Below are 23,718 nucleotides of genomic sequence, written 5' to 3'. Positions count from 1 at the left end.
CCCTCATTTTTGGTATTCGGTGCCCTATGCGGCTGCCGCGCTGGCCGCCACGTCGCGGCTTGCCTGCGCCAGCGCCGTCAACGGCTTGTCCAATAAATATCCTTGGGCCACGATGGGCAAGCCCGTGATGGCGGCAACCCGCTGCAGCGCGGCCAGCGCCGGCGGCGTGTCGAGGCGCTTGAAAATGACGCGGATCTTCGCCGCATGGCACAGAGTAACGAAGCTGGCGACGGCCTGCTCGTCGCTGAGATTGCCCGCGTCGAGCTTGAACGTATGCGGGTGCAAGCGCTCCAGCATGCCGGTCGCCTCCTGCACGCTGGCCACATTGATGGCCAGGCGAAAACCGTTGCGGCGGTAATTGTCGGCCACGTAATTGAGCAGCCAGCCCTGGTTAGTCGTGACCGTCGGCAATTGCAGCACGATGCGCTCGATGGGCAAGCCCAGCGCGTCGAGGATGCGCTGAAAAGCGTGGCCGTGATTGCTGCTGACGGCGCTCAGCAGACGGTCATGCACGTTCAGGTACAGGTCCGACTGCTCCGCTTCGCCCTGGCGAAAGAAATTGATCGCGTGCAGCATGCGGCACAACCGGTCCAGCTCCACGGATTCATCGTCGCTGGCCGCGTGGTCGAGCAAGCGCCACAGCGACAAGCCCTCGTCCGCCTTCGACACGCTGCGCGCCAGCCCTTCGAACGCCACCAGCTTGCCGCTGTCCAGTTCGCGCAGCGGCTGGAAGGCGCTCGTCATGGTGCAATTGAAAAAGCGCCCCAGCGCCCTGCCCTCCCCGTCGAGCCAGACGCTGGTGCCGGCCTGGGTTTGGTGCGACAGGCGGGCCAGGTAATTTTTCAGGACGGGAAATGGCATACGTGCTCCTTCATCGGGCTGCGCCAGCTGCCCTCATGGGGAGGACGGCGCCAAAGTGTGCAGAGTAAGGCAGCGCCAAGCAAAGGAGAACGAATGGTTTCGCCATTTGATATGCGCCCAGCACATAAGGGTTGCGACGGCCAGCGCATAACGATAGTCGGAAACATTCGTTCCTGTGACCTGCCCCGGCCTTTACTGTGGGCATGTACCGATACCATCAGGAAGGGCCGCCATGTGCCAGTTACTCGCAATGAACAGCAGCAAACCGGCCGCGCTGGGATTTTCCTTTGCCGGCTTTGCCGAGCGGGGCGGACGCACGGACGAGCACCGCGACGGCTGGGGCATCGCCTATCATTCCAGTAGCGGCTGCACCCTGCTGACGGATCACCTGGCCGCCATCGATTCGCCGCTGGCGGCCCAGGTACAGCAGCATCCCGTGAAAGCGAAAAACATCGTCGCGCACATCCGCAAGGCTACGCAAGGCCGCATCGCGCCGGAAAACACCCACCCGTTCGCCCGCGAACTGTGGGGCAAGACCTGGTCATTTGCCCACAATGGCGACTTGAAAACGTGGCGCGCGCCCGCCAATGCGCACTACCGCGCCAGCGGCGACACGGACAGCGAGCAGGCGTTTTGCCACCTGCTAGCCAGCCTGCGCACGCGCTTTCCCGCTGGCGAACCCGCGCGCGCCGACTTGCGCACCGCCATCGCCGAGGTCGCCACGGACATCGCCGCGCACGGCAGCTTCAATTTCATCCTGTCGGACGGCGAGCTGCTGTTTGCCCACTGTTCCACGCATCTGCACTATGTAATACGCGAATATCCGTTTTCCGTGGCGCAACTGATCGACTGCGAGCGCAGCATCGACTTTCGCCAGCACAACCATCTGGACGACCGCATCGCCGTCATCGCCACGCATCCGCTGACGCAAAACGAGGACTGGCTGGCGTTCGCGCCCGGCGAACTGAAACTGTTTGCCGGCGGCACCTTGCTACCGGCAAACGATCGCGCGCAACCAGGCGTGTATATCCAGATCAGTTATTGAGGGAAACTATTCAAAGGAAGGAAAGGCCCGCCGCCGGATGGGCGGGCTGAAATGCAGGATAGCCGTCAGGCCGAATTGCAGTTGCAAAAGCGCTTGCGCTTGGGGTCGCCACTGGCAATGCCTGCGGGATCAATCTGTTTCCAGCAAAAAATCGTTTCCACGCCATATGGCGAACGCACATTGCCCGCCTCGACATAGCCCCGCTTGACGAAAAAGGCCTGGCTGCTGGCCGTGCTGTGCAGCTGCAGGGCCTTGATGCCCCACTCGCGCGCCTGCGCTTCCAGCTGCTCCACCAGCGCCTTGCCCGCGCCGCGGCCTTGCGCCTCGGGCAGCAGATAGCACAGGGCCAGCTTGCCGGCGCGCGTCAGCAAGCCGACGCCGACCACGGCGCCCGCCTCGACTGCGACCAGCGAAAAATTGGTGGGCGACGCGAACCAGCACGCCACCATCTGCGGTGTTTTATTGCCCAGCCAGGCTTCCAGGATGGCCGGATCGTCCCGATGATCGAGGCTGCAGCATTCGACGATGGAGCGTCGTAATACGTTGCACGCCTCGAAAGCGTCGGTCGATGTTGCAATACGAATTTCAAGACTCATGTACGCTCACAAAATATTCCAGTTGCCGATGCAGGCGGTTTTACCCCTGTATCGTGCGATTCGACTATACACCAAGCGGCGCAATCGGGTTTTTTGCCGCACGCCACAGACCGGTTTTGCCTATGGCGCCATGCCTGCAGACTAAGTGCTGGTGCGCGCCTTGCCCACGAATGTTTCCAAAAATCGATATCTGTTTTTTAGCGTAAACGGGAATCAAATCTAAGCATATTACGAAAAATTCGTTTCTTTTCCGGCCGGAATTTTAGACTATGTCTATCTATTCTCACAACAAGAGTTCAACATGACCCATTCCAACGCCGTATCGACCACCGCAGCGACGCTCACCCAACGCTCGCGCCGCTGGTTCCTGGCCAGCGCCCTGGCCGCGTCCGCTGCCGCCATGAGCCTGCCCATGGCGGCCAGCGCCGCCGAACCCGTGGTCTTGCTGAACGCCTCTTACGACGTGATGCGCGAACTGTTCAAGGATGTGAACCCCGCATTTATTGCTGACTGGAAAGCCAAAACGGGCGAAACCATCACCATCAAGCAGTCGCACGGCGGCTCAAGCAAGCAGGCGCGCTCCGTCGCCGATGGCCTGGAAGCGTCCGTCGTGACCATGAACCAGGCCAATGACATCGATATCCTCGTCGACCGCGGACTCGTGGTGGCCGACTGGGCCAAGAAATTCCCGAACAATGCGGCGCCGTTTTATTCGACCATGGTGTACCTGGTGCGCAAAGGCAACCCGAAACGCATCAAGGATTGGGACGACCTGGCCAAGCCCGGCATCAAGGTCATCGTGCCGAACCCGAAAACCTCGGGCAATGGCCGCTACACCTACCTGGCGGCATGGGGCTATGCCGTGAAAAAAGGCGGCAGCGAAGCGCAGGCGCGCGACCTCGTTACCAAGCTGTTCAAGAACGTACCCGTGCTGGACGGCGGCGGCCGTGGCGCCACGACCACCTTCACGCAGCGTGAAATCGGCGACGTGCTGGTGACGTTTGAAAATGAAGTACAACTGGTGCGCGCCGAATTCGGCGACAACTTCGAAGTGGTGTATCCAAGCATCTCCATCCTGGCCGAGTCCCCGGTGGCCGTCGTCGACAAGGTCGTCGACCGCCGCGGCATCCGCAAGGAAGCCACAGCCTACCTGCAATACCTGTACTCGGAACCCGGCCAGGAACTGGTCGCCAAGCACTATCTGCGCCCCCGTTCGGCAGCAGTCGCCAAGAAATACGCGGCCAGCTTCAAGCCGATCACGCTGTTCACCATCGATGACGTGTTTGGCGGCTGGAAACAAGCGCAAAAGAAACACTTTGACGATGGCGGCGAGTTCGACAAGATTTATCAGAAGTAATCTTCGCCATACCAGCACAAAACCGGGACATGTCCCGGTTTTTTTATGGCTGCGCGCCAGCGTGCCATTCAAGCGCGCTGAACAGGCTGGCGATCTCGCTGCTGCGGTGCGTGCCTGTCTTGGCCAGGATGGCCTGGATCTGGCTGCGTACGGTACTGATGCACACGCCCTGGCGCTGCGCGTACTCGGCTGGCTCCATGCCGTCGGCCAGGGCCAGCGCCAGCGACCACTCCGCGCCCGTCAAGCCGCATGGCCGCTCGGCCGCGCCGGGCCAATGCCGCCGCGCGCTCCTGAACAGTGGCCGCAAGGACAGCATGGCCAGGCTGGCGCCCTCCCCGTCTGCCGGGCCGATACGCACGGGCAGCGGCAGGATGCCGATTTCCAGCGCCGGCCGGCCGTCTGCGTCACTCGCATACAAGGGAGCGGGACGGTGGCACGCCAGTCCGACGCAAGCCTGCCGCACGCGCTGCGCCAGTTGCTGTTGCAGCTGGCTCACGCGCACAGCCACCTTACCGCCATGCAAGGTGATCACGGAGGCGAGCGGCGACGTCGCGGCCAGCAAGCGCTGCGCCGCCAGGTTCATGAAAACCAGCCGCAGGCAGGCATCGGCCAGCAAGATGGCGCGCGGCAAGGCATCGAGCGCCTCCCAGGCCAGCGCGCCATGCGCCTGGGCTTGCTGCGCCGTATCGCGCAGGCAAAAAACATTCGGCAGATGGTCAAGCACGCGCTGCAGCTGGCCGCACGTGTTCCGGTCATACGGACCCTGGCCCGCGGCGCGGTGCGCGGACAGGATGGTGAGCGCGCCGTTGTCGCGCACGACGCCGCTGCACGAATAGCGCACACCCGCGCGCAAATAGAAATCCTGGAAATACTCGCTGCGCGCCACGGCCTGCTCGCTGAAATAATCCTGCATCAGATGCATGCGCCCGGGCGGCCCGCGCGTGAGCACCGCATAGCCGGGATCAAGCGCATGGTAGTAGCGCCGGTAGCCGTCCTCCCAGGCGCTTTGGTCCAGCCCGGTCACATAGCCACGCGACGGTACCGCGCCCGTTTCCGCTTTCAGGAAACAGCAGGCCACATCGCCGCCCGCCAGCCGGGCGAACGCGCGCATGGCCACGCTCCACTGCAACGGTTCCAATGCCGCCCGGTAAAAGGCGGCGATAACGGGATCCGCGCCTTCCTTGTCCATCATTGCCCTACCTGTAAAAAAAACGGCAAACCAGTACCGCATCCTTCACTTGAAGGATGCGTGGCAACGGGCCGGCACGCACCATGGCATCGACGGCTGCCGCCATGCGCATGCCATCGCCAGTGTTCTCCCTAACCTCGTCCTCATCAAGGAGTAGCATCATGCCTTCAATCGATACCGGTCGCCACACTCTCCAGTTGATCCATGCAGGCAACAAGCCCTTGCGCATGGCCGCGAGCGCGTCCCTCCTGCTGGCGCTATCGGCCTGCGCCAACCTGCACACCATCCACCGCACGACCGACTTGCCAGGCGATGGCATGGCCGTCCACCTCGACGCGGCCCAGCGCGTGATTCATGTCACCAAAGACGGCAAAGCCTGTGCCGAGCCGACACCTGATGCCCTGCAATCGTATGCCTCCTCCTTCGGTGGCACCCTTAGCGCCGGCCCCGACAGCGCCGCCGTCTCGAATGCCCTGCGCGCCAATGCCGCCAGCGTGGGCCTGCACTCCCAAAGCATCACCCTGATGCGCCAGCAACTGTTCAATATCTGCGAATACGCGCAAAACAAATGGCTCAACGATGCTGACGTCATGCTGCTCATGGAGCGTTCGCAAGACCTGACCCTGGGTATCCTGGCCATCGAGCAACTGACTGGCGCCGTGGTGGCGCGCCAGCCGGTGCTGGCAGACCATACCGACATAACCGCAGAGGCACAACGGCGCCTCAAGGCGTCCCAGGATGCCTTGGCAACGCAAGCGAAACTGGATCTTGCCATCAAAAAAGAACAAGCCCTGCAAGCCAATGCCGATGCCGATGCCGCCGTTCAAGTCAAGCCAACGGCCCTGGCCACTACGGGCAAGGAAGTCGTCATGCTTAAGACAGCCCAGGAAGGTGCAAGTTCCGCCAGCGCCACGGACGGCAAGGCCGGACAGGTGGAGGCGAACGCGGGGCTGGCGCAAGCACAGGCCGAGCGTGTCGCGCTCGAAGAGGAACTGGCCGACAAGCTGGCGCAAAGCCAGCCCGGTACCAGCACCATCAATGCAGGAACGGCAGAACACCTTGCCAGGGCCAGTACCGACATCGTCAAGATGATCTTGAACAAGGGGCACTTGACCGATATGTGCATCACCTTTATCAATCATCCGAAGAAGTATGTGGAAATGTGGCAGCACTACAAGGAAGTCATGGACCAATGCAAGTCGGTACTGGCGGCGGATTTGCTCCCGGGTACTGCTCATCCATACAGCCACACCATGCCTGGGCCCAGGGATGCCACGCAGGCCAAGCCGGAACTGGAATAAGGGAAACCAGCCTTACTGCTTCTTCAGCAGCAGCTTGAACTGCGGCACCCAGCGCCCGTCCAGCAGCATCTCGCTGGCCGCCTCATAGGCATCGCCCGATGGTGTCCAGCGCACGCGGTAGGTCAAGGTCTTGCCCTTGGCGCCCACGTAGTCGGTGGCGGGAAAGTCGAGCCCGCCGTCCACCGGCTGCATCGTGCCGCGGCTATGGCCGCCGCTGTTTTCCAGATACAGGAAGGCGACCTTGTTTGCGGCGGGATCGTGGTAATACGTGGTTTCGCCCACGTAGTCGGGCTTGCCGGGACTGCGCACCGTGTGCACGTCGCGCAGCATCTGCCCGCCGTACAGCCACTGGAAACAGTGCTCATCCGTTTGCTTGCCACCAGAGAACTCGCCCTTCCAGCAATGGCCCGCCAGGAAGGCCATCGGCTGCAGCGCCGCGACCGGTTGCGCCAGCGCGGCAAATGAGGGCAACAGCAGCAGCAAGGGCAATGGACGCATGGCAAACCTCCGGAATGTTGCAGCCAAGTATAGGCGAATAATGTGCTTGCGTCAGCGCTGGCGCACGCTTTGCGCATATCGATATGCGCATCGATTCGTGGTCAAAAGCGTGCGCTGGCCGTACTCTGGCCTTGTCGCGCCGCATGGCGTATTACGGGCACAAAGGAAATATCATGGCTATCTCGGAAGTGAATGTACGCAACCAGTTTCGCGGCAAGATCAAGGAAATCATATTTGGCCCCGTAGTCTCGGAAGTGGACGTGGAAACCCCGCACGGCATCGTCACGTCGGTGATCACCTCGCGCTCGATCAAGGACCTGGACTTGAAGGTGGGCAGCGAAGTCATCGCGCTGGTCAAATCGACGGAAGTGTCGATCGCCAAGATCCAGTAAGCGCCCGGCGTTTGCCTTGCCAGCTAGTCGCTAATCGCGGAACAGATACGTAAACGTACGGCTGACGGGCAGCTTTTCCGTACTGCCGCGCACCAGCACCTGCATGCGCTCGGCGTCGATGCGTTCAGCCGCCTCGATGGCTTTCACGTTGACCATGGTGCCGCGGTGGATTTGCCAGAACTGTTCCGGATCGAGGCCGCCCAGCAAATCCTTCAGTGGCGTGCGCACCAGCGCTTCCGAACCGGCCATCACGACGCGCGTATACTTGGTGTCGGCCTGGAAGAACAGCACGTCGTCGATGTCGATCAGGCGGATCTGCTTGCCCACGCTGGCCTTGATCCATTTCAACTTGTCGCGCGGCGGTGCCGGCAAGGCCGCGCGCAGCGACTGCAGTAAATTGGCCATGTCGGCCGGCTGGGCGCCGAGCTTGTCGCGCAGCCGGGCCAGCGCCCGCTGCAAGCGCTCGGCCTGCACGGGTTTGAGCAGGTAGTCGACGGCGCCCGCGTCGAACGCATCGACGGCGTACTGGTCGTACGCCGTGACGAACACCACGTGGGCGCGCTTGCCGATGCGCTCGGCCACTTCCAGGCCCGACAGGCCCGGCATGCGGATGTCGAGAAAGACCACGTCCGGCTCATGCTCGAGGAAACCGTCCCAGGCATCGTTGCCGTTTTCCGCCACCAGCACGACGTGCGCTTCGGGCCAGGCTTGCGCCAGCAGCATTTGCAGGCGCTCGCGCATCAGGGGTTCGTCTTCGGCAATCAGGATGGTGGGATTCATGCGGCAGGGTCTTTCAGGCTGGATGCAATTTTGATGGGTAGCAATATTTCAGCGGTCACGCCGCCCTCCTCGCCGTCGCGCAGGCTCAGGCTGGCGGACGGATCGGACAGCAATAGCCGGCTGCGCACGTTTTCCAGGCCCAGTCCGCCGCCCTGTGCGCTGTCGGCGCCGCTGGCAGGCAAACCCATGCCCGTATCCTGCACGCGCAGGCGCAGCATGCCGTCCACCCGCAGCGCCGACAGGCGGATCTCGCCGCCGCGCAACGACGGTTCAATACCGTGTTTGATGGCGTTTTCCGCCAGGGTCAGCAAGATCATGCTGGGTATCGTCGCGTGCGCAAACTCGGCCGGCAAGTCCAGCGCATAGCGCAAGCGCGAGCCCATGCGTGCCTGCATCACGCGCAAATACGCAGCCACCATGTCGAACTCGCTTTGCAAGGGCACTTGCTCGCTGCGCATCTCCGCCAGGCTGGCGCGCAGGAAGGCGATCAGGTCGGCCGTCAAAGCGGCGGCCTTGCCGGCGCCTTGCGCGCCCTGCTCGGCCAGCTGTTGCACGGCGCCCAAGGTATTGAACAGGAAATGCGGCTCGATCTGCGCGCGCAGCAGGCGCAGCTGCGATTCGCTCAGTTCGCGTGCCAGACGATCGCGCTCGGCATCCTGCTGCAGCTGCACCGTCAGCGCTTCGTACTGGCGGTTGCGCCAGGTGGTCACGATCGCCAGCGGCACCATGTAAAACAGGCAAGCCACGAGCAAGGCCGTGCCGCCCACGCGCAGCAAACGCTCGAAGGCCATGTCCATGGAACCGGTATCGCTCAAGCCGGCCATCAGCACGCCAACGGCCACGCCGGCCACGCAGGTCGACACGATCAGCAAGAGTTTCTTGAGCTTGTTGCGCACGGAACTGCGGTAATTGAACCAGACGCCCACCAGGCCCCACGCCAGCGCAAACCCCAGGCCGTTGCTGAAGACCAGGGCCTTGAGCAATTCGAACTTGGCTGGCAGCAGCAAGTGCAGTGCGACGCCGATGGCGCTGAACAACAGCATCAGCTTGAACGCGGCGATGTAAAAACCGGCGCCACGGTACTTGAGCAGGAAATCGTGCAACTGCTGGCGCTCGATCGGCGTCAGCTTGACCAGCTTCATGGCGATGTAGCGGCGCATCCGTCCCTGGACCTGCTCCGCCATCTCGGGATGTTTCAGCACCAGCAGCGATTCCTCATCGACGCTGCGGTACCATTCCGTATATTTTTTTAACACGATGCGTTCTCCGTGGTCTGTGATTCAGGCATGAACGCAGTCTACGGCCCCCCTGTTGCGGGGCATAGCGCGGGGCGACGAAGCACGAAGCGGCAGGCACCAACGACGAAGCGCGCGGCGCCTGCCGTACCCCGTTGCCAATATTGCTCAAATCATACGAAGTTTCCAAGATGAAATCAATAATTGCGTAACAATTTTCACTACGGCAAGAATAGCCGTTTTTATTTGCCAAATTGGCCGCAACGCCGCCTGTTGCGGGCCTGTACCGTAGACATCGCTTGATCTTTAATGGTATTGTTTAAGCTTGGCAAATATTGCCTCCGAGATACACGCCGCGTCCCCGCGCGGCCCCGTTCCGGATTTGCGCGCAGCGCCCACGATGGCGCCCCAAAACTGCTTTTCCACATACAATCCCATGCTCAAAAAAATGTTCGCCGCGGTGCTGATGACGCTTTCGACAGCGGCCATCGCCGTGCCCTTCGGTTCCCAGTCGATACTGGTGGTCGAAGACGGCACAGGCAAAGTCTTGCTTGAAAAAAATTCCAACGTGGTGGTGCCCATCGCCTCGCTGACCAAACTCATGACAGCCATGGTCGTGCTCGACTCCAAGGCGAACATGGAGGAAGAGATCAGCATCGACCGCGAGGACGTCGATACCCTGAAGCACAGCACCTCCCGCGTGCCGGTGGGCGCCACCCTGAGCCGTCACGACGTGCTGCAACTGGCGCTGATGTCGTCCGACAACCGCGCCGCCGCCTCGCTGGCGCGCACCTTCCCCGGCGGCCCGACGGCGTTTGCCGTGGCCGTCAACGCCAAGATCAAGGCCCTGGGCATGCGCCAGACCGTGATCGAAGAGCCGACGGGCTTGTCGCCGAACAACCAGTCGACGGCGGCCGACCTCGTCAAGATGGCCGTGGCCGCCTCGCGCTACCCGGAAATCAGCCGCATCACCACGGATTCGAAGGACGTGATCCAGATCAAGGGCCGCGACGTGGAATACCACAACACGAACCGCCTGGTGGGCGCCAAGGGCTGGGACATCGGCCTGTCGAAAACGGGCTACACGAATGAAGCGGGCCGCTGCCTGATCATGCGCATCAAGTCGGCCGGCAAGTTCGCCACGATGATCCTGCTCAACGCGCGCGCCAATTCCGTGCGCGCCATGGACGCCGTCAACATCCGCCGCATGCTGGCGGCCGAGAACGGCATCGAAGAGCCGAAGGTGATGCGCGCCTCGGTCAGCCGGCACAAGAAGGCGCCGGCGAAGCCGAGTAAACGCCGCCGCGCCCGCTAAGCACGGCTGAATGCTGGGGTCAGACCCGACGGGTCTGACCCCGGAACTATTTCGCTTGCCGGTTGGTCATGATGACGCCGGCAATCGTCACCGCCCCGCCCACCAGCATCGAGGCGAGCACCGGCTCGCCCAGCAGCACCGCCGCCAGCACGATGCCGAACACGGGCACGAGGTTGTTGAACACGGCCGTGCGCGACGGCCCCAGCGCTTTGACGCCCTCGTAATACCAGACAAAGCCGATCACCGTGCCGAACACGCCCAGGTAGCCAATGGCGGCCCACACTTGCCAGCCGAAGCTGTGCCATGGCACGCTCGGAAATTCCACGGCCGCCCCCACCAGCAAAAAGGCCAGGCCCCACATCGATGCATACGTGGTGGCGGCGATCGGCGACAAGCCCTTCAGCGCGACCCGGCCGATCAGGGTATAGGCGGCCCAGCTGGAAATGCCGCAAAACATGAACACTTCGCCCATGCCGATGCCGCCGCCCGTGCCGTGCAGCACGCCGGCCAGATCGCCGCGCGTGATGACGATGGCCGTGCCGCAGAACGCCAGCATGATGCCCAGCCACTTGAACGATCCGAGCCGTTCGCGGAACAGCATGGCCGAGGCCAGCGCCGTGACGATGGGGTTCAGCGCGACAAATAAAGCCGTGCGCCCGGCCGGCATGCGCGACAGGGCCGCCAGGAAACACAGGTTGTACAGAAAGATGCCCGTCAGCCCCAGGGCCGCCGTCGTCATCAGCTGCTTGCGGTCCAGGCGCGGCAAGCCCCCTTCCAGTTTCCAGGCCAGCACGACGAGCAACAGCACGGCCACGCCGAAGCGTCCGCTGGCAGCCGTCATGGGCGGCATCTGCTGCGCCAGCACGCGCCCCGCGATAAAAGTGCCGCCCCAGAACAGGGCGACGAAAATCAGTTTCAGGTAGACGAGCGGCGATTGCACGGAAGGCAAGGCGGCGGAAGGTATGGCGGTAGTGCGCATGGAAAGTCCTATGATGTCGCTTGCGCAGCGGGCGCTGCACGTGCGGTATACTTATATATTAATACTAATATCAACTCATGAAATAATGAGTAAATACTCATAGCACAAAGAAACCACACCATGACCTTCACGCAACTGGAAATTTTTACCTTGGTGGCTGAACTGCACGGCTTTTCCGCCGCCGCCGCGCAGCTGGGCATCAGCCAGTCGGCCGTCTCGCACGCCTTGAAGGCGCTGGAAAAGGAGATGGGCGTGGATCTGATCGTGCGCCACCAGGCCTCGGCCGAGCTGACCGACGTGGGCAGCCAGCTGCTGGTGCGCGCGCGCGAAATCCTCGGGCTATCCGAAGCCATGCGCCAGGAAGCGGCCGACGTGCTGGGCCAGCGCCAGGGCAGCCTGCGTATCGGCTCATTCGGCCCCACGTCATCCCTGAATCTGCTGCCGGCCATCACGGCGCAATTCCGCCTGCGCTATCCGGGCATCGACCTGCGCATCGACGAAGGCGCCGACCATGAAGTGGTGCAGTGGATACGCGAGCGGCGGGTCGACGTGGGCTTCGTCGTGCTGCCCGACGAACGTTTCGATACGGCGCCGCTGGTGGAAGACCAGATGATGGCGCTGGTGCCGCGCAGCCATGCACTGTCCAGCGAAACGTCCATCACCCTGGCCCAATTGTGCGAAGGGCCGTTCATCATGTCCGAGGCGGGCTGCGCCTGCCTGATCGAGCCGCTGTTCGCCAACGCGGGCCTGCAGCCGCAGGTACCGTACCGCATCAGTCAGGTGATCACCATCCTCGACATGGTCAGCCGCGGCGACGGCCTGTCCATCGTGGCAGAACTGGCCCTGCCCCAGCGGCTGCGCGAGCAGTATCCGGAGCTGGTCGCCCTGCCCTTGAATCCCCCCGTCAGCCGCAAGGTGGGCCTGGCCGTGCGCGACCGGCGCCAGAACACGCCGGCCACCAACGCTTTTTTCGACGTGGCGAAACAGATGGCGCCGACCCTGGCGCCACGGCGCGCTTGAACGCTACTTAGAAAGTTTCCCACTCCTCGCTGCGTTCCGGCTTGGCGGCGGGCGCCGGTGCTGGCCGGCTGGCGATGCGCGGCGCGATGGCTGCCCGCGCCACCGGTTTGACAGGCGCCGGCGCCTGCCCTTCATCGAGCTTGAACACGCCCACCACCTGCGCCAGGGTACTGGCCTGGTCTTGCAGGCTTTCCGCTGCGGCGGCCGCCTCTTCCACCAGGGCAGCGTTCTGCTGCGTCACCTGGTCCATCTGCGCGATCGCCTGGTTCACCTGTTCGATGCCCGAACTTTGCTCGACGCTGGCGGCCGTGATCTCGCCCATGATGTCGGTGACGCGGCGCACGCTGTCGACGATTTCCTGCATCGTCGCGCCGGCCTCGTCGACGAGGCGCGCGCCAGAATCGACCTTGCCCACCGAATCGTCGATCAGCAGCTTGATTTCCTTGGCCGCGCCCGCGGAACGCTGCGCCAGACTGCGCACTTCCGTCGCCACCACGGCAAAGCCCCGTCCCTGTTCGCCCGCGCGTGCCGCTTCCACGGCCGCATTGAGCGCGAGGATATTCGTCTGGAAGGCGATGCCGTCGATGACGCTGATGATGTCGACAATCTTCTTCGACGAATCGTTGATCGAGGCCATGGTATCGACCACCTGCGCCACCACTTGGCCGCCCTTGCTCGCCACGCCGGATGCCGATTGCGCCATCTGGTTGGCCTGGCGCGCATTGTCGGCATTTTGCTTGACGGTGCTGGTCAGCTCCTCCATCGAGGCGGCCGTCTCTTCCAGCGAACTCGCTTGCTGCTCCGTGCGCGACGACAGGTCCTGGTTGCCGGCGGCGATTTCCGACGACGATACCTTGACCGACTCGCTGGCCGTGCGGATTTTTACGAGCACGGCGGCGATCTTGTCGATGAAGCGGTTGAAGGCGCCGGCGATCTGCGCCAGTTCGTCCACGCCGGAAGCGTCGAGGCGGAGAGTCAGGTCGCCCTCGCCCGAGGCGATATCGTCGAGCGCGTCGCGCACCAGTTCCAGGCGCTTGAGCATCTTGAACACCAGCAGCGACAGCAGCAGCGCGGCCAGCCCGGTCAGCAGCGCGGCCGTGACGGTGGCCGTCGTCAGCATCGTCTGCAAGGCTTGCATGGCTTCCTGCTGGTCGAGCACCACGGCCAGCAGCCAGTCGGTGCCGGCCACGCGCGTGACGTACAGCTTGCCGTCGCGCTCGTTCAATCGCACGGCCTCGCTCGTGCGCGCGCTTTCCAGCCGGTTGACCTGTGCGGCCGACAGCGACGCATCGAGTTTCGCCACCGGCTGCAGGCTCAGGTCCTTGTTCGCGTGGGCGATGATGATGCCGCTCTGGTCGACGAGGAAGGCAAAGCTGTGCGGCGTCGGCTTGATCGCCACCACGTTGGCAATCACGGTATCGAGCAGCACGTCCGCGCCCGCCACGCCCACCAATGCCTGTTTCGGCCCGACGGGCGCCGTGAACGACACCACGAGCTTGTGGCTGGCCGCATCCACGTACGGCGGCGTGAGCATCGGCACACCCGCCTTGACGGTGTCCGTATACCAGGCGCGCGCCGTGGGGTCGAAATCGGCCGGGCGGCCCGGATGGGTAAACACGGAACGCTTGTCCGCGTAGCCGATGAACACTTCCGCAAAATCGCCAGCCTTTTCCGCGATCTCGAAGGCGCGCAGCGGATCGGGCGTCTCGGCCGACATGACGACGGACGCCATGACCTTTTTCTTGCCATCGACCCATTGCGCCAGCACGGCCGACTGGCTTTGCAGCAGCTGCTGCATCTGCTGGTCCGATGACGCCAGCATGCTGCTGCGTGTGGTGACGTAATTGGCGACCGACAAGGCGAGCATGGACAATACGACGATGGCCACGCAGATGAGCACCAGCCGCGTGCGAAGGGAAGACAACATGATGGACTCCTCGTTTCGATTTTAGTGACGAGAAACAGTGCTCTGCACCACTTTCTCTATGAAAGCATTTTCACACAAAAATCGGAACAATTATCATCAATATTCGGAATACAACACATATATTTCCACGTGGAAACCTGTCAAACCCTATCAGCCGATCAGCCCCCTCAAGCCGCTGGCCCGCTGCGTACGGCGCAAGATCGCGTCAAACAGCACGGCCTGCGTGGGCGAGACGAGGGTAAAGAAGTCGCGCGCGCGCGTGATGCCCGTGTAGACCAGTTCGCGCGCCAGCATGGCGCCGCCCTCCTGCGGCAGCACCAGCACCGTGTGGCGGAATTCCGAACCCTGCGATTTATGCACCGTCATGGCGAACGCCGTCTCCACGTGGCGCAAGCGCGTGGCCAGCACGCTGCGCACGTTCTCGCCTTCCAGGAAGTACACGCGCAATGATCCGGGCCGCGCCGGATCGCGCAGGGTCAAGCCGATGTCGCCATTGAACACGCCCGTACCGTAATCGTTACGCGTGACCATCACGGGACGGCCCACATACCATTCGCTGCGGCGTATCAAGCCTTCCTTTTCCAGCCGCAGTTCGATGGCCGTGTTCAGGCCGGCCACGCCCCACTCGCCCTCGCGCACGGCGCACAGGATGCGGAACGATTCGAAAGCGTGCAGCACGGCGCGCACCCAGTCGTCATGCTGCGCGTACGCCGCTTCGCCCGCATTCACCAGTGCCAGGTAGGGCTGGTAGCCGCCCGGCGCGTCCGCGCGGCCACGCAAGGCCAGGCGCAGCACCTCGTCCGGCTGCGCGCTCACGCTCCACGCCAGCTGGCCGCCGCTGTCGCCGGCAAAACACGCTTTGGCAAGATCGGGCCTGCCGCCATTCACGGCCAAGGCCAGCTCGCCGATCGGACCGCTGAAACGGTGGCTGTGGCGCAGCATCACCGTCTGCTGCGCCAGCGCGCCGGCCGCCCCCGCAAAGGCGGGCGGAATGGCCACGCCGCTGGCCGCCTGCGCATACGCGATGGTAGCCGGCGTGTAGCCGCCCGCCTGCGCGTCGTGGCACAAGTCACCGAGCACGGCGCCCGCTTCCACGGACGCCAATTGATCCTTGTCGCCAAGCAGTATCAGGATCGCCGTGGGCGGCAAGGCGTCGAGCACGGACGCCATCATTTCCAGGTGCACCATCGACGCTTCATCGACGATCAGCACGTCGACGTCGAGCGGATTGCCCGCGTGGTGGGCAAAGGCGCGCGTATCGGGCCGCGCGCCCAGCAAACTATGCAGGGTGCGCGCCGCGCCCATGCGCCGCGCCAGTTCCAGCAGGGGCAGCGCATCGCCCGCCTTGGCCGCCAGCCCCTCCAAAGCCTTGTCGATCGACTGTTTCAGCCGCGCGGCCGCCTTGCCGGTCGGCGCGGCCAGTGCGATGCGCAGCTGCTCCGGCTGCGGCGAGACGGCAAACAGCAAGGTCAGCAAACTGGCTACCGTGTAGGTCTTGCCCGTTCCAGGACCGCCCGTGATGATCGCCACCTTGCCGCGCAGCGCGATGGCGCATGCCACTTTTTGCCAGTCCGGCCCACCGTCCTGCGTGGGCTGGTCGAACAGGATATCGAGCCATAGCCGCACCTGCGCCAGCGGCGGATTCGTCAAATCCTGCGCGCGCGCGGCGATTTTTTCGCCCACCAGGCTTTCATCGCGCCAGTAGCGGCGCAAATACAGGCGGTCGCCATCGAGCACCAGCGGCTGGCGCACGTCAGCCGCGCCCACCGTCCACACCTGCGGCGCGCCGGCCAGCAGCGCGCGCCAGCCAGCGACGCTGTCCGGCAACGGGCCGGAAACGGCAAGCACGCCATGCCACAGCTCCTCGCTCCAGCCCAGCAGCTGCGACGGTTCGCTGGCCAGCTCAAACAGCATCAGACAGCTGTGCCCCCGCCCTTCCAGCTCGGACAGCACGACGCAGGCCACGGCCACGGCGGACGCATTCGGCGCGCCCTCGTCCAGCGTGCCGATGAAGCGGGCAAACGCGGCGCTCAGGCGGCGCAGGTGCCCCGCCTCGGCAACGCCGTCGATATGGCTGAACAAGGCATCCATCTGCAGGGTATCCAACTGCGCGTTATGCTGCATGGTGTTCCGTTTCTTCTAATAGTTGATCGAGGCCGTCCAGCAGTTCCAGCTGCGGCGCCAGCCAGTAGCAGCCATGCGTGTCCGCATTCGCGATGCCGCGCAAAAACAGGAAGATGGCACCGCCCAGGTGCTCGGCCGGATCGTAGGCGTCGCCCAAGCGGCTTTTCAGCAGCCGGTGCAGGGCCAGCATGTAGATGGCGCCCTGGATATCGTAGCGGTGCTGCGCCATGCCGGCCGCCAGCGCCTGCGTGTGGTAGGCCGCGTCGTTGGCGCCCAGCGCATTCGACTTGTAGTCGAGCACCCAGTAGCGGCCATCCCGTTCGATGACCAGGTCGGCAAACCCCTTCAGCATGCCGTGCAGCTGGCGCCGCGGCAGCACGGGACGCGGCGCGCCGTCGAGCAGCAAGCGCGTGCACAGCTGGTCGAGCGCCGCCGTGGACAAATGCTCGCTGGGGAACCAGAACTCCATCTCGGACAGGGTGCTGTCCAACTGCGACAGCGAGGCATCGAGCAGCGGCAGCGGCGTGATGGCGATTTCCCTGAGCCAGGCGATGGCGTCGTCCTGGCGGTGGCCCCAGCCCGACCGCTCGCAGCGCGCGGCCAGGCGCGTGTCGAAGTTGTCATCGTGGACGCTGTCAAACCCTTCGCTGCCCATCCACTCAAGCTGCTCGTGCAGGAAATTGCCGGGCACGGAGCCGCGCGGGAAGCGGTGCCAGGGCGCGTCGCCCATGTGCATCGGCGAGGCCACGGCGACAGCCGTGCCATCTTCCAGCAAGGTTTCTTCCAGCGCCCGCTGCGGCACGTGCGCGGCCGCCACGGCGCCGATCTGGCGCGTCAGCGACGTGAAGCTGCCCACCGACCAGTCGCGCTCGAATTCGCCCGCGAACACGGGCGCGGGCCGCAGTTCGGGGCGCCGCTCGATGCGGTCCAGCACCGTGCAGGCATCAGGCTGCCCCAAGGTGCTGACATAGATGGCGTCGCAATCGCCCGCCACCTGCTGCCAGCGCAGCAGCAGCTGGTCGAACGGCAGCTTGTCGCCGCCTGTCAGCAGGTAGCCGAGCGCCGATTCGTGCAAGGTGTTCTCGCCCGCCTTGCGCGCCGCCTGGGCGGCCACGCCCAGCCACAGGAAGTGGCGCGCCCGCGTCAGGGCCACGTACAGCAGGCGCAAGTCTTCCTCGATGCGCGCTTCTTCCACAAACGCCATGGCCTCGTCGGACAAGGACAGGTCGAGGCGGCGTTCGCCATCGTCGCCCGCATACTCGAAGAAGCTGCGGTTGCGTTTATCCACCTTGCGCGCCGTGACGGAAAACGGTAAATAGACCAGCGGGTATTCGAGTCCTTTCGACTTGTGCACGGTGATGACCTTCACCAGTTCCGCATCGCTTTCCAGGCGCAGCACGCGCTCGTCGCCGTTTTCGCCTTCGCCGGCGATCTGCTCGGCCAGCCAGCGTATCAGCGCCTGCTCGCCATCGAGCTGGCGGCTGGCCGATTGCAGCAATTCGGCCAGGTGCAGCAGATTCGTCAAGCGCCGCTCGCCGCCCGTCTGCTGCAGCAGCATAGCCGGCAGCTGCAGTTCGTGGATGAAGCGGCGCAGCATGGCCAGCACGCCCTGGCGCTGCCAGATCAGGTGCAGGGCCTTCAGTTGCTCGACCCGGCGTTCCCATTCCATTTCATCGCTCGACAGGCGCGCCAGCTCGCCCAGCGACAGGCCGATCGTGCGCGTGGCAAACGCGGCGCGCGCCAGTCCTCCGTCGAGCGGGTTGGCCAGCGCCGCCAGCCAGCGCAGCACGTCCTGCGCTTCCTCGCTGTCGATGACGGAATCCTTGTCGGACAGGTAGACGCTGGCGACCCGGCGGCGCGCCAGTGCGCGGCGGATGGCGGCCGCCTCCTTGCGGTCGCGCACGAGGATGGCCACGTCGGCCGGCTGCAGGCGCGTAAAACCATCGGGGCCCGTAAAACCGGCCTGCGGGTCGCCCAGCATGGCGACGATGTGTTCGGCGCAGTGCTGTGCGAAATACTCGCGGTAGCTGTCGCCGCGCAGCGCTTCATCGCTGGCGCAGGCGGCCAGCAGGGCCGGCAGCGGGCCGCTGGCGTTCACCAGGTGTTCGGCGCGGCCCTTGGCGTCGACGGCCTCGAACGGCAGCGGATTCTCGCCCCCTTTACGGTAGCGGAAGGCGCCGGCTGGCACCTCGTCGCGCTCCGCGTGCAGGAACAGCTGGTTGACGGCCGCCACCAGCGGGGCCGTCGAACGGTAATTGGTGCCCAGCTGGTAGTGGCGTCCCGTGGTCGCGCGCCGCGCCGCCAGGTAGCTCTGGATGTCGGCGCCGCGAAAGCCGTAGATCGACTGCTTCGGGTCGCCGATCAGGAACAGGCCCAAGGCCGGATCGTTGTCTGCAATCCGGTACAGCAGGTTGAAAATCTGGTACTGGGCGGGCGCCGTATCCTGGAATTCATCGACCATGGCCAGCGGATACTGGTCGATGATGCGCTGGCGCAGGGCCGCGCCATTCTCGCCGGCCAGCGCGTCGTGCAGGCGCTGCAGCATGTCGGCAAAGCCGAACTGGCGCGACTGGCGTTTTAACTGATCCATGCGCCGCGCGATGGCCGCCGCCGCATGCAGGTGCAGCTTGTGCGCCAGCGGCGTGATACCCGCCAGGGCGATCCCCAGTGCCTCCGTATGCTCGAAGCATTCGGGCACCTGCGCCGTGAAACTCTTGGCAAACGCATCCTCGATGCCGAACGGCGTCAAGCGTTCCCACGCCTTGGCCGTGATGGCGGGCAGCAGCAACAGCGGGTCTTGCGCCCATTTACGCAAGCCGTCGAACCACTTCGCCAGGTTCTCCGGCTTCATCTTGACGCCATTAAAACACTTGGGATTGGCGGCGCGGTGATCGTTGATCCACATCGCCATCTGGTCCACGCGCTCGACCCAGCCCGCCTTCAGGGTGGCCAGCTGCGCGGCCAGCGCCCGCTGTTCGCGCGCGATCAATGCCGACAACGGCTCTTCGTCGGCCATGCGCATGATGTCCGCGCGGCGCGCCAGCTCGCGCGCGCCTTTCTTCAGCGCGCCGACGTCGGGCCAGCAGGCGAGCAGCACGTCGAGCGCCTGCGGCGGCAAAGGATAGACTTGCTGGCGCCAGTAATCGTGGGCCGCATCCTCGAACAGCGCTTGCTCGTCGCTGACCAGTTCCTCGTCGAACAGGCTGCCGCTGTCGAACGCATGCTCGCGCAACATGCGCTGGCACCAGGCGTCGATGGTGAAAATGGCCGCTTCATCCATCGTCTCGGCGGCCAGCATCAGCCGGTGCGCGGCCTTTTGCCGTTCGCTCTCGTCCGGGTAGGACTCGAGCAAGGCATCGAGAAACGGGTCGCTGCCGCCGGATTCGTGGCGAAAATAAGCAGCGGCCTCGATCAGGCGCTCGCGCACGCGGTTCGACAATTCGCGCGTGGCGGCGCGGGTAAACGTCATCACGAGGATGTCGGCCGGCAGCAGCGGACGCGTAAAGCGGCTGTCGTCGCCGCCATGCCCCAGCACGAGACGCACGTACAGCGCGGCGATGGTCCAGGTTTTACCCGTACCGGCCGACGCTTCGATCAGGCGCGAGCCGTGCAGCGGGAATGCCAGGGGGTTGAGCAGATGGCTCGTCATTGTTCTTCTCCCGCGCCGTCATCGGGCGCGCTGATCGGGTCGATCGTAATGTGCTGTTGCAGCCAGTCGGCCAGCGGGCCATACAGCTCGCGCGTGCAGTCTTCCCACGCTTCCTCCGCGGCCAGCGCGGAAAACTCGGGCCACAGGCGCGCCAGACACAGTTCCGCGCGCTCGCCAGTCATGTCAAAACCGCCATCGTAGACGGCGCGCGGGTCGCCCTGTTGCACCAGCGCCAGGCCCGTCTTGCATGCCGTGGGCAGCGGATGGTTCATGCCTTCGCGCCACAGCGCCAGCAAGGTGGCCAGCGCGTCGCGCGACGTGGCCGGATCGAGCGGCGCCATGCTGACAATGGCGTCGCGCGCCACCAGGTAGCCGGTGACGGGAAAACCGAGGGCGGCGGCAGCCAGCTGGCGCAGCCACATCAGCATCAGCTTGTCGCCGCGCGCCAGGCCGCTCTTGTCCGTCACTTTCGAGGAAATCTGCATCAGCCAGGCCGTTTCCTGCCCGTTGCTGCACAATTTGTCGAGCCAGTCGTCGATCTGCACTTCGCCAAACGGCAAGTTGATGGCGCGCTTGTCGGCCGCGTACGGGAACGAGGCACGCAAGGACAGCCATGCGCTGCGCACGGGCACCAGCGCCTCGACCAGCTGCGCCTGCACTTGCCGGCCGATCAGGCCGATCGGCAGCACGCCTTCGCGCGCCAGCTTTTCCGCGCGCGCTTCCAGGCTGGCGCGCACGTCGTCCAACGCTTCCACGGCACCGCCGTCGTCCAGCATGGTGTCTTCCAGCAGATAGCGTTCGAGCGCATTCAGGCCGAACGGTTCTTCATCCTCGCCCAGCATGGCCGCATCGGCGAAATGCACGCTCAAGCGGCGGCGGAAAAAGTATTTGACGGGCTGGCGCAAGAAGCTGGCCAGTTCGCCCAGCTTCAAGCGCGTGCCGGGATCGAGCTCGTAGGGGCCCAGCGCCAGTTCCCCGGACTGCGCCTCCACATCGGCATGCGCGACGCGCCATTCGCGTGCGTACGTCAGCAAGCCATCGGCCTCGAAATAGCGGCGGCTGAACGGCTGCAGCGCGTGCTCGGTAGTCAGCGAGACCAGGTGCCGGTCCAGCGACCAGCCGGCGGCCAGGTAGTCGCGCAGCTGCGACACGAGCACGGACGGCGGCTGCTCGGAATTGTCGCGCACATTGCGCCCCACCCAGCTCACATACAGTTTGTCGCGCGCGGCCAGCAAGGCTTCGAGCATCAGGTAGCGGTCATCGTCGCGGCGCGAGCGGTCGCCCGGGCGCGCCATGCCGGGCAGCGCCAGCAAATCGAAATCGGCCTTTTGCGCGCGGCGCGGGAAGTCGCCATCGTTCATGCCCAGCAGGCACACGACGCGGAACGGCACGGCGCGCATCGGCATCAAGGTGCAAAACGTCACGCCGCCGGAGACAAATTGATGGTTCAGGGTCGGCTCGTCCAGCGCGCCCAGCCACGCCACGCGCAGCACGGACAGTGGCACCGGCTCGATAAAGCCCGCATGCTCGCACGTTTCCAGCCAGCCCTGCAAGGCGCCTTCCAGCTGCGCCAGGGTCAGGCGGTCGCCCTCGTCGTCGGCGTCAAAGAAGGCGGCCAGCAGCGCGCGCGCCTGCGCGCCCCACTCGGCTGGCGTGCGTGTGCCGGCCAGCACGGTGCGCCAGTGCAGCAGCGCCTCGACCAGCTGCGCCAGCGAGCCCGCCAGCGCCGCATCAAGGCCGCCCACTTCCGCATACGGTTCGATGCCGCCAAAGCTGGCGCCACCGCCGCTGGCATAGCCGAGCAGCATGCGCCGCACGCCGAAGATCCACGCATTCTGCTCGCCGGCCGCGCCCAGACCCAGGCCGCTGCGGTGATGCTGGTCCAGGCCCCAGCGCACGCCGGCCCCTTCGATCCATGCACCCAGGGTGACCAGGTCGTCCGGCTGCAGGCCGAAGCGGGTGGCCAGCGCGGGCACGTCGAGCAGGTCGCGCACTTCGCTCTGGCGGCAGCGCTGCTGCGGCAGCTGCAGCAGCCACTCGAGCGCGACGAGCAGCGGGTTGACGCTGCGGTCCTTCACGTCGCCGATCTCGAACGGGATGAAACGCTCGTCGTTGCGCCGGTACTGGCCGAAGACGGCGTGGATGGCGGCCGTAAACGTGTCGATGTCGGGCACCATCACCACCACGTCGCGCGGACGCAAGAGCGTCTCGGCGCTATGCGCAAACATGGCCAGCAGCTGGTCGTGCAGCACTTCCACTTCGCGCTGCACGCTGTGCGCCACGTGAAATTCGATCGAGCGGTCGCCGGCATCGGGCGGCGTTTGCTCATGCTCGGCCAGCGGACGCAGTTCACGGATGGCCACCTGCACCTGCTGCAGCAGGGTCTCGCCCGTTTCCTCGCCAAACAGGTCGATGCGCAGGCTGTCGTCGCGCCCCTCGGCTTGCGCGTGTTCGTCGAATTCGTCGAGCATGCGGATGAAATCGCGCCCTTGCCTGCCCCAGCTGGCCAGCAGCGGGTGGCTGTGCGCATGCAGTTCTTCCAGCGGAATCCCGGCTAGGTCGGTGCCATTGCGCTGGCGCTGGCGCTTGTTTTCCGCGCGCAGCAAGTCGCGCCCGTCGATGATGTCGCCCCAGTAGAACTGGCACGGATTGGGTACGGCCAGCACCACCTGCGTGTGGCGAGCCAGCGCGGCCAGCGCCTGCAAGGTCTGGTACGGCAAGGCCGACACGCCAAACAGCACGACCCTGCGCGGCAGCTTGCCTACCGGCGCGTCGCCGGCGGCGATCGCCGCCAGGAAGGCGTCGTGGATGTCGGCGCGGCCCGTGTCGCGCTCGAAATCCTCGACATCGGCCGCCACGGCGCGCCACAACTGCGCCTGCCAGCGCTGGTCTTCCTTCAGAACGATGGAGTCGCCGCGCGCCGTGCGCAACTGGTCGCGCCCGGCCGCCCAATCGGCCAGCCAGTCGGCGCGGTAGACCTGGTACTGGTCGAACAGGTCGGCCAGGCGCTCGGCCAGCTGCAGCCGGCGTTCGCAATCGCCATCGGCAAGGAAGTAGCGCAGCGGCGCGAACACGGGGTCGGCCAGCAGCGACGGCAACAGGCGCATCAAACGCCACGTCAGCGGGGACTTGTCGAACGGCGACACGCGCGGCACTCTGTCGCGCCCCAGCATGCCCCGGTAGCTTTCCCACAGCAGGCGCGCCGGCAGCGCGATGCGCGTGGCGGCGCATACACCCATCTCCTCGGCCAGGGCGATCTTCAGCCATTCGGCCACGCCGTTCGACTGCACCAGGAAGATGTCCGTTTCCAGCGGCGCCAGCGGATGCTGGCGCAGCCACTGGAAGACGGCGGCGCGCAGCTGTTCCAGCTGGTTGCCGTGCAGGATGAGGAGGCCGGGCGTGACGGGTGTATGCATGCTGATCCGATGGGTTGCCGCGCCTCCGGCCCGG

The 23,718-nt window shown here is 64.8% G+C and carries 17 protein-coding genes; 6 read left to right on the top strand and 11 right to left on the bottom strand.

Annotated elements, in window-relative coordinates; genetic code table 11:
- Positions 1–24: 24 nt before the first annotated feature.
- Positions 25–861, bottom strand: coding sequence for an EAL domain-containing protein (locus OPV09_RS12720; protein ID WP_338681994.1), 837 nt, complete (start codon positions 859–861; stop codon positions 25–27).
- A gap of 232 nt (positions 862–1,093) precedes the next feature.
- On the opposite strand from OPV09_RS12720, the gene OPV09_RS12715 reads away from it, so the two are divergent.
- Positions 1,094–1,906, top strand: a complete 813-nt coding sequence (locus OPV09_RS12715) for a class II glutamine amidotransferase (RefSeq protein ID WP_338681992.1) — start codon at positions 1,094–1,096, stop codon at positions 1,904–1,906.
- A 65-nt stretch (positions 1,907–1,971) separates the two neighbouring features.
- On the opposite strand, the gene OPV09_RS12710 is transcribed toward OPV09_RS12715, so the two are convergent.
- Entirely contained in the window at positions 1,972–2,502 is a 531-nt protein-coding gene (locus OPV09_RS12710; RefSeq protein WP_034757728.1) for a GNAT family N-acetyltransferase, read from the bottom strand.
- A 301-nt stretch (positions 2,503–2,803) separates the two neighbouring features.
- On the opposite strand from OPV09_RS12710, the gene OPV09_RS12705 reads away from it, so the two are divergent.
- Positions 2,804–3,859, top strand: coding sequence for a sulfate ABC transporter substrate-binding protein (locus tag OPV09_RS12705; RefSeq protein ID WP_139248378.1), 1,056 nt, complete (start codon positions 2,804–2,806; stop codon positions 3,857–3,859).
- Between the two features lie 43 nt (positions 3,860–3,902).
- On the opposite strand, the gene OPV09_RS12700 is transcribed toward OPV09_RS12705, so the two are convergent.
- The gene (locus OPV09_RS12700; protein WP_338681989.1) at positions 3,903–5,051 is read right to left on the bottom strand and encodes a LuxR family transcriptional regulator; all 1,149 of its coding nucleotides are present in this window, start codon (positions 5,049–5,051) and stop codon (positions 3,903–3,905) included.
- A 158-nt stretch (positions 5,052–5,209) separates the two neighbouring features.
- Here OPV09_RS12700 and OPV09_RS12695 point away from each other — a divergent pair, with 158 nt between their 5' ends.
- Positions 5,210–6,349 carry a hypothetical protein gene (locus tag OPV09_RS12695; protein WP_338681988.1) on the top strand — a complete coding sequence of 380 codons (1,140 nt, stop codon included), beginning with the start codon at positions 5,210–5,212 and terminating at the stop codon, positions 6,347–6,349.
- A gap of 12 nt (positions 6,350–6,361) precedes the next feature.
- On the opposite strand, the gene OPV09_RS12690 is transcribed toward OPV09_RS12695, so the two are convergent.
- Positions 6,362–6,847: a hypothetical protein gene (locus OPV09_RS12690; RefSeq protein ID WP_034757716.1), complete on the bottom strand. Its 486-nt coding sequence runs from the start codon at positions 6,845–6,847 to the stop codon at positions 6,362–6,364.
- A 173-nt stretch (positions 6,848–7,020) separates the two neighbouring features.
- Here OPV09_RS12690 and OPV09_RS12685 point away from each other — a divergent pair, with 173 nt between their 5' ends.
- Entirely contained in the window at positions 7,021–7,239 is a 219-nt protein-coding gene (locus tag OPV09_RS12685) for a TOBE domain-containing protein (RefSeq protein WP_034757699.1), read from the top strand.
- A gap of 30 nt (positions 7,240–7,269) precedes the next feature.
- On the opposite strand, the gene OPV09_RS12680 is transcribed toward OPV09_RS12685, so the two are convergent.
- Entirely contained in the window at positions 7,270–8,019 is a 750-nt protein-coding gene (locus OPV09_RS12680; protein WP_338681983.1) for a LytTR family DNA-binding domain-containing protein, read from the bottom strand.
- Positions 8,016–9,275: a sensor histidine kinase gene (locus tag OPV09_RS12675; protein ID WP_338681982.1), complete on the bottom strand. Its 1,260-nt coding sequence runs from the start codon at positions 9,273–9,275 to the stop codon at positions 8,016–8,018. The genes OPV09_RS12680 and OPV09_RS12675 overlap by 4 nt, the downstream gene beginning before the upstream one ends.
- Before the next feature lie 415 nt (positions 9,276–9,690).
- On the opposite strand from OPV09_RS12675, the gene OPV09_RS12670 reads away from it, so the two are divergent.
- The gene (locus tag OPV09_RS12670; RefSeq protein WP_034758101.1) at positions 9,691–10,569 is read left to right on the top strand and encodes a serine hydrolase; all 879 of its coding nucleotides are present in this window, start codon (positions 9,691–9,693) and stop codon (positions 10,567–10,569) included.
- A 46-nt stretch (positions 10,570–10,615) separates the two neighbouring features.
- Here OPV09_RS12670 and OPV09_RS12665 read toward each other — a convergent pair whose 3' ends face one another.
- Positions 10,616–11,548, bottom strand: coding sequence for a DMT family transporter (locus tag OPV09_RS12665; protein ID WP_338681980.1), 933 nt, complete (start codon positions 11,546–11,548; stop codon positions 10,616–10,618).
- A 120-nt stretch (positions 11,549–11,668) separates the two neighbouring features.
- On the opposite strand from OPV09_RS12665, the gene OPV09_RS12660 reads away from it, so the two are divergent.
- Complete coding sequence (locus OPV09_RS12660) at positions 11,669–12,568, top strand: LysR family transcriptional regulator (RefSeq protein WP_338681979.1); 900 nt, start codon at positions 11,669–11,671, stop codon at positions 12,566–12,568.
- Between the two features lie 7 nt (positions 12,569–12,575).
- Here the strand turns inward: OPV09_RS12660 and OPV09_RS12655 are convergent, their stop codons facing one another.
- The 4 genes from OPV09_RS12655 to recC form a co-directional block, all read right to left on the bottom strand.
- On the bottom strand, positions 12,576–14,495 hold the full coding sequence (locus tag OPV09_RS12655; protein ID WP_219328374.1) for a methyl-accepting chemotaxis protein: 1,920 nt from the start codon (positions 14,493–14,495) through the stop codon (positions 12,576–12,578).
- Positions 14,496–14,645: 150 nt separating this feature from the next.
- Positions 14,646–16,619: an exodeoxyribonuclease V subunit alpha gene (recD, locus tag OPV09_RS12650; protein ID WP_338681978.1), complete on the bottom strand. Its 1,974-nt coding sequence runs from the start codon at positions 16,617–16,619 to the stop codon at positions 14,646–14,648.
- Complete coding sequence (gene recB / locus OPV09_RS12645) at positions 16,609–20,268, bottom strand: exodeoxyribonuclease V subunit beta (RefSeq protein ID WP_338681977.1); 3,660 nt, start codon at positions 20,266–20,268, stop codon at positions 16,609–16,611. Before recB ends, recD begins: the two co-directional genes overlap by 11 nt.
- Positions 20,265–23,684, bottom strand: a complete 3,420-nt coding sequence (gene recC, locus OPV09_RS12640; RefSeq protein ID WP_338681974.1) for an exodeoxyribonuclease V subunit gamma — start codon at positions 23,682–23,684, stop codon at positions 20,265–20,267. Before recC ends, recB begins: the two co-directional genes overlap by 4 nt.
- Positions 23,685–23,718: the final 34 nt, after the last annotated feature.

Source organism: Janthinobacterium sp. TB1-E2, assembly GCF_036885605.1.
GTDB lineage: Bacteria > Pseudomonadota > Gammaproteobacteria > Burkholderiales > Burkholderiaceae_D > Janthinobacterium > Janthinobacterium aestuarii.
The sequence above is the reverse complement of the archived record's forward strand: the minus strand, read 5'-3'. Positions and strand labels throughout refer to the sequence as shown.

Coding starts and splice junctions, on each gene's coding strand:
- OPV09_RS12720 (WP_338681994.1), bottom strand. CDS start 861: ATGCCATTTCCCGTCCTGAAAAATTACCTGGCCCGCCTGTCGCACCAA.
- OPV09_RS12715 (WP_338681992.1), top strand. CDS start 1,094: ATGTGCCAGTTACTCGCAATGAACAGCAGCAAACCGGCCGCGCTGGGA.
- OPV09_RS12710 (WP_034757728.1), bottom strand. CDS start 2,502: ATGAGTCTTGAAATTCGTATTGCAACATCGACCGACGCTTTCGAGGCG.
- OPV09_RS12705 (WP_139248378.1), top strand. CDS start 2,804: ATGACCCATTCCAACGCCGTATCGACCACCGCAGCGACGCTCACCCAA.
- OPV09_RS12700 (WP_338681989.1), bottom strand. CDS start 5,051: ATGATGGACAAGGAAGGCGCGGATCCCGTTATCGCCGCCTTTTACCGG.
- OPV09_RS12695 (WP_338681988.1), top strand. CDS start 5,210: ATGCCTTCAATCGATACCGGTCGCCACACTCTCCAGTTGATCCATGCA.
- OPV09_RS12690 (WP_034757716.1), bottom strand. CDS start 6,847: ATGCGTCCATTGCCCTTGCTGCTGCTGTTGCCCTCATTTGCCGCGCTG.
- OPV09_RS12685 (WP_034757699.1), top strand. CDS start 7,021: ATGGCTATCTCGGAAGTGAATGTACGCAACCAGTTTCGCGGCAAGATC.
- OPV09_RS12680 (WP_338681983.1), bottom strand. CDS start 8,019: ATGAATCCCACCATCCTGATTGCCGAAGACGAACCCCTGATGCGCGAG.
- OPV09_RS12670 (WP_034758101.1), top strand. CDS start 9,691: ATGCTCAAAAAAATGTTCGCCGCGGTGCTGATGACGCTTTCGACAGCG.
- OPV09_RS12665 (WP_338681980.1), bottom strand. CDS start 11,548: ATGCGCACTACCGCCATACCTTCCGCCGCCTTGCCTTCCGTGCAATCG.
- OPV09_RS12660 (WP_338681979.1), top strand. CDS start 11,669: ATGACCTTCACGCAACTGGAAATTTTTACCTTGGTGGCTGAACTGCAC.
- OPV09_RS12655 (WP_219328374.1), bottom strand. CDS start 14,495: ATGTTGTCTTCCCTTCGCACGCGGCTGGTGCTCATCTGCGTGGCCATC.
- recD (WP_338681978.1), bottom strand. CDS start 16,619: ATGCAGCATAACGCGCAGTTGGATACCCTGCAGATGGATGCCTTGTTC.
- recB (WP_338681977.1), bottom strand. CDS start 20,268: ATGACGAGCCATCTGCTCAACCCCCTGGCATTCCCGCTGCACGGCTCG.
- recC (WP_338681974.1), bottom strand. CDS start 23,684: ATGCATACACCCGTCACGCCCGGCCTCCTCATCCTGCACGGCAACCAG.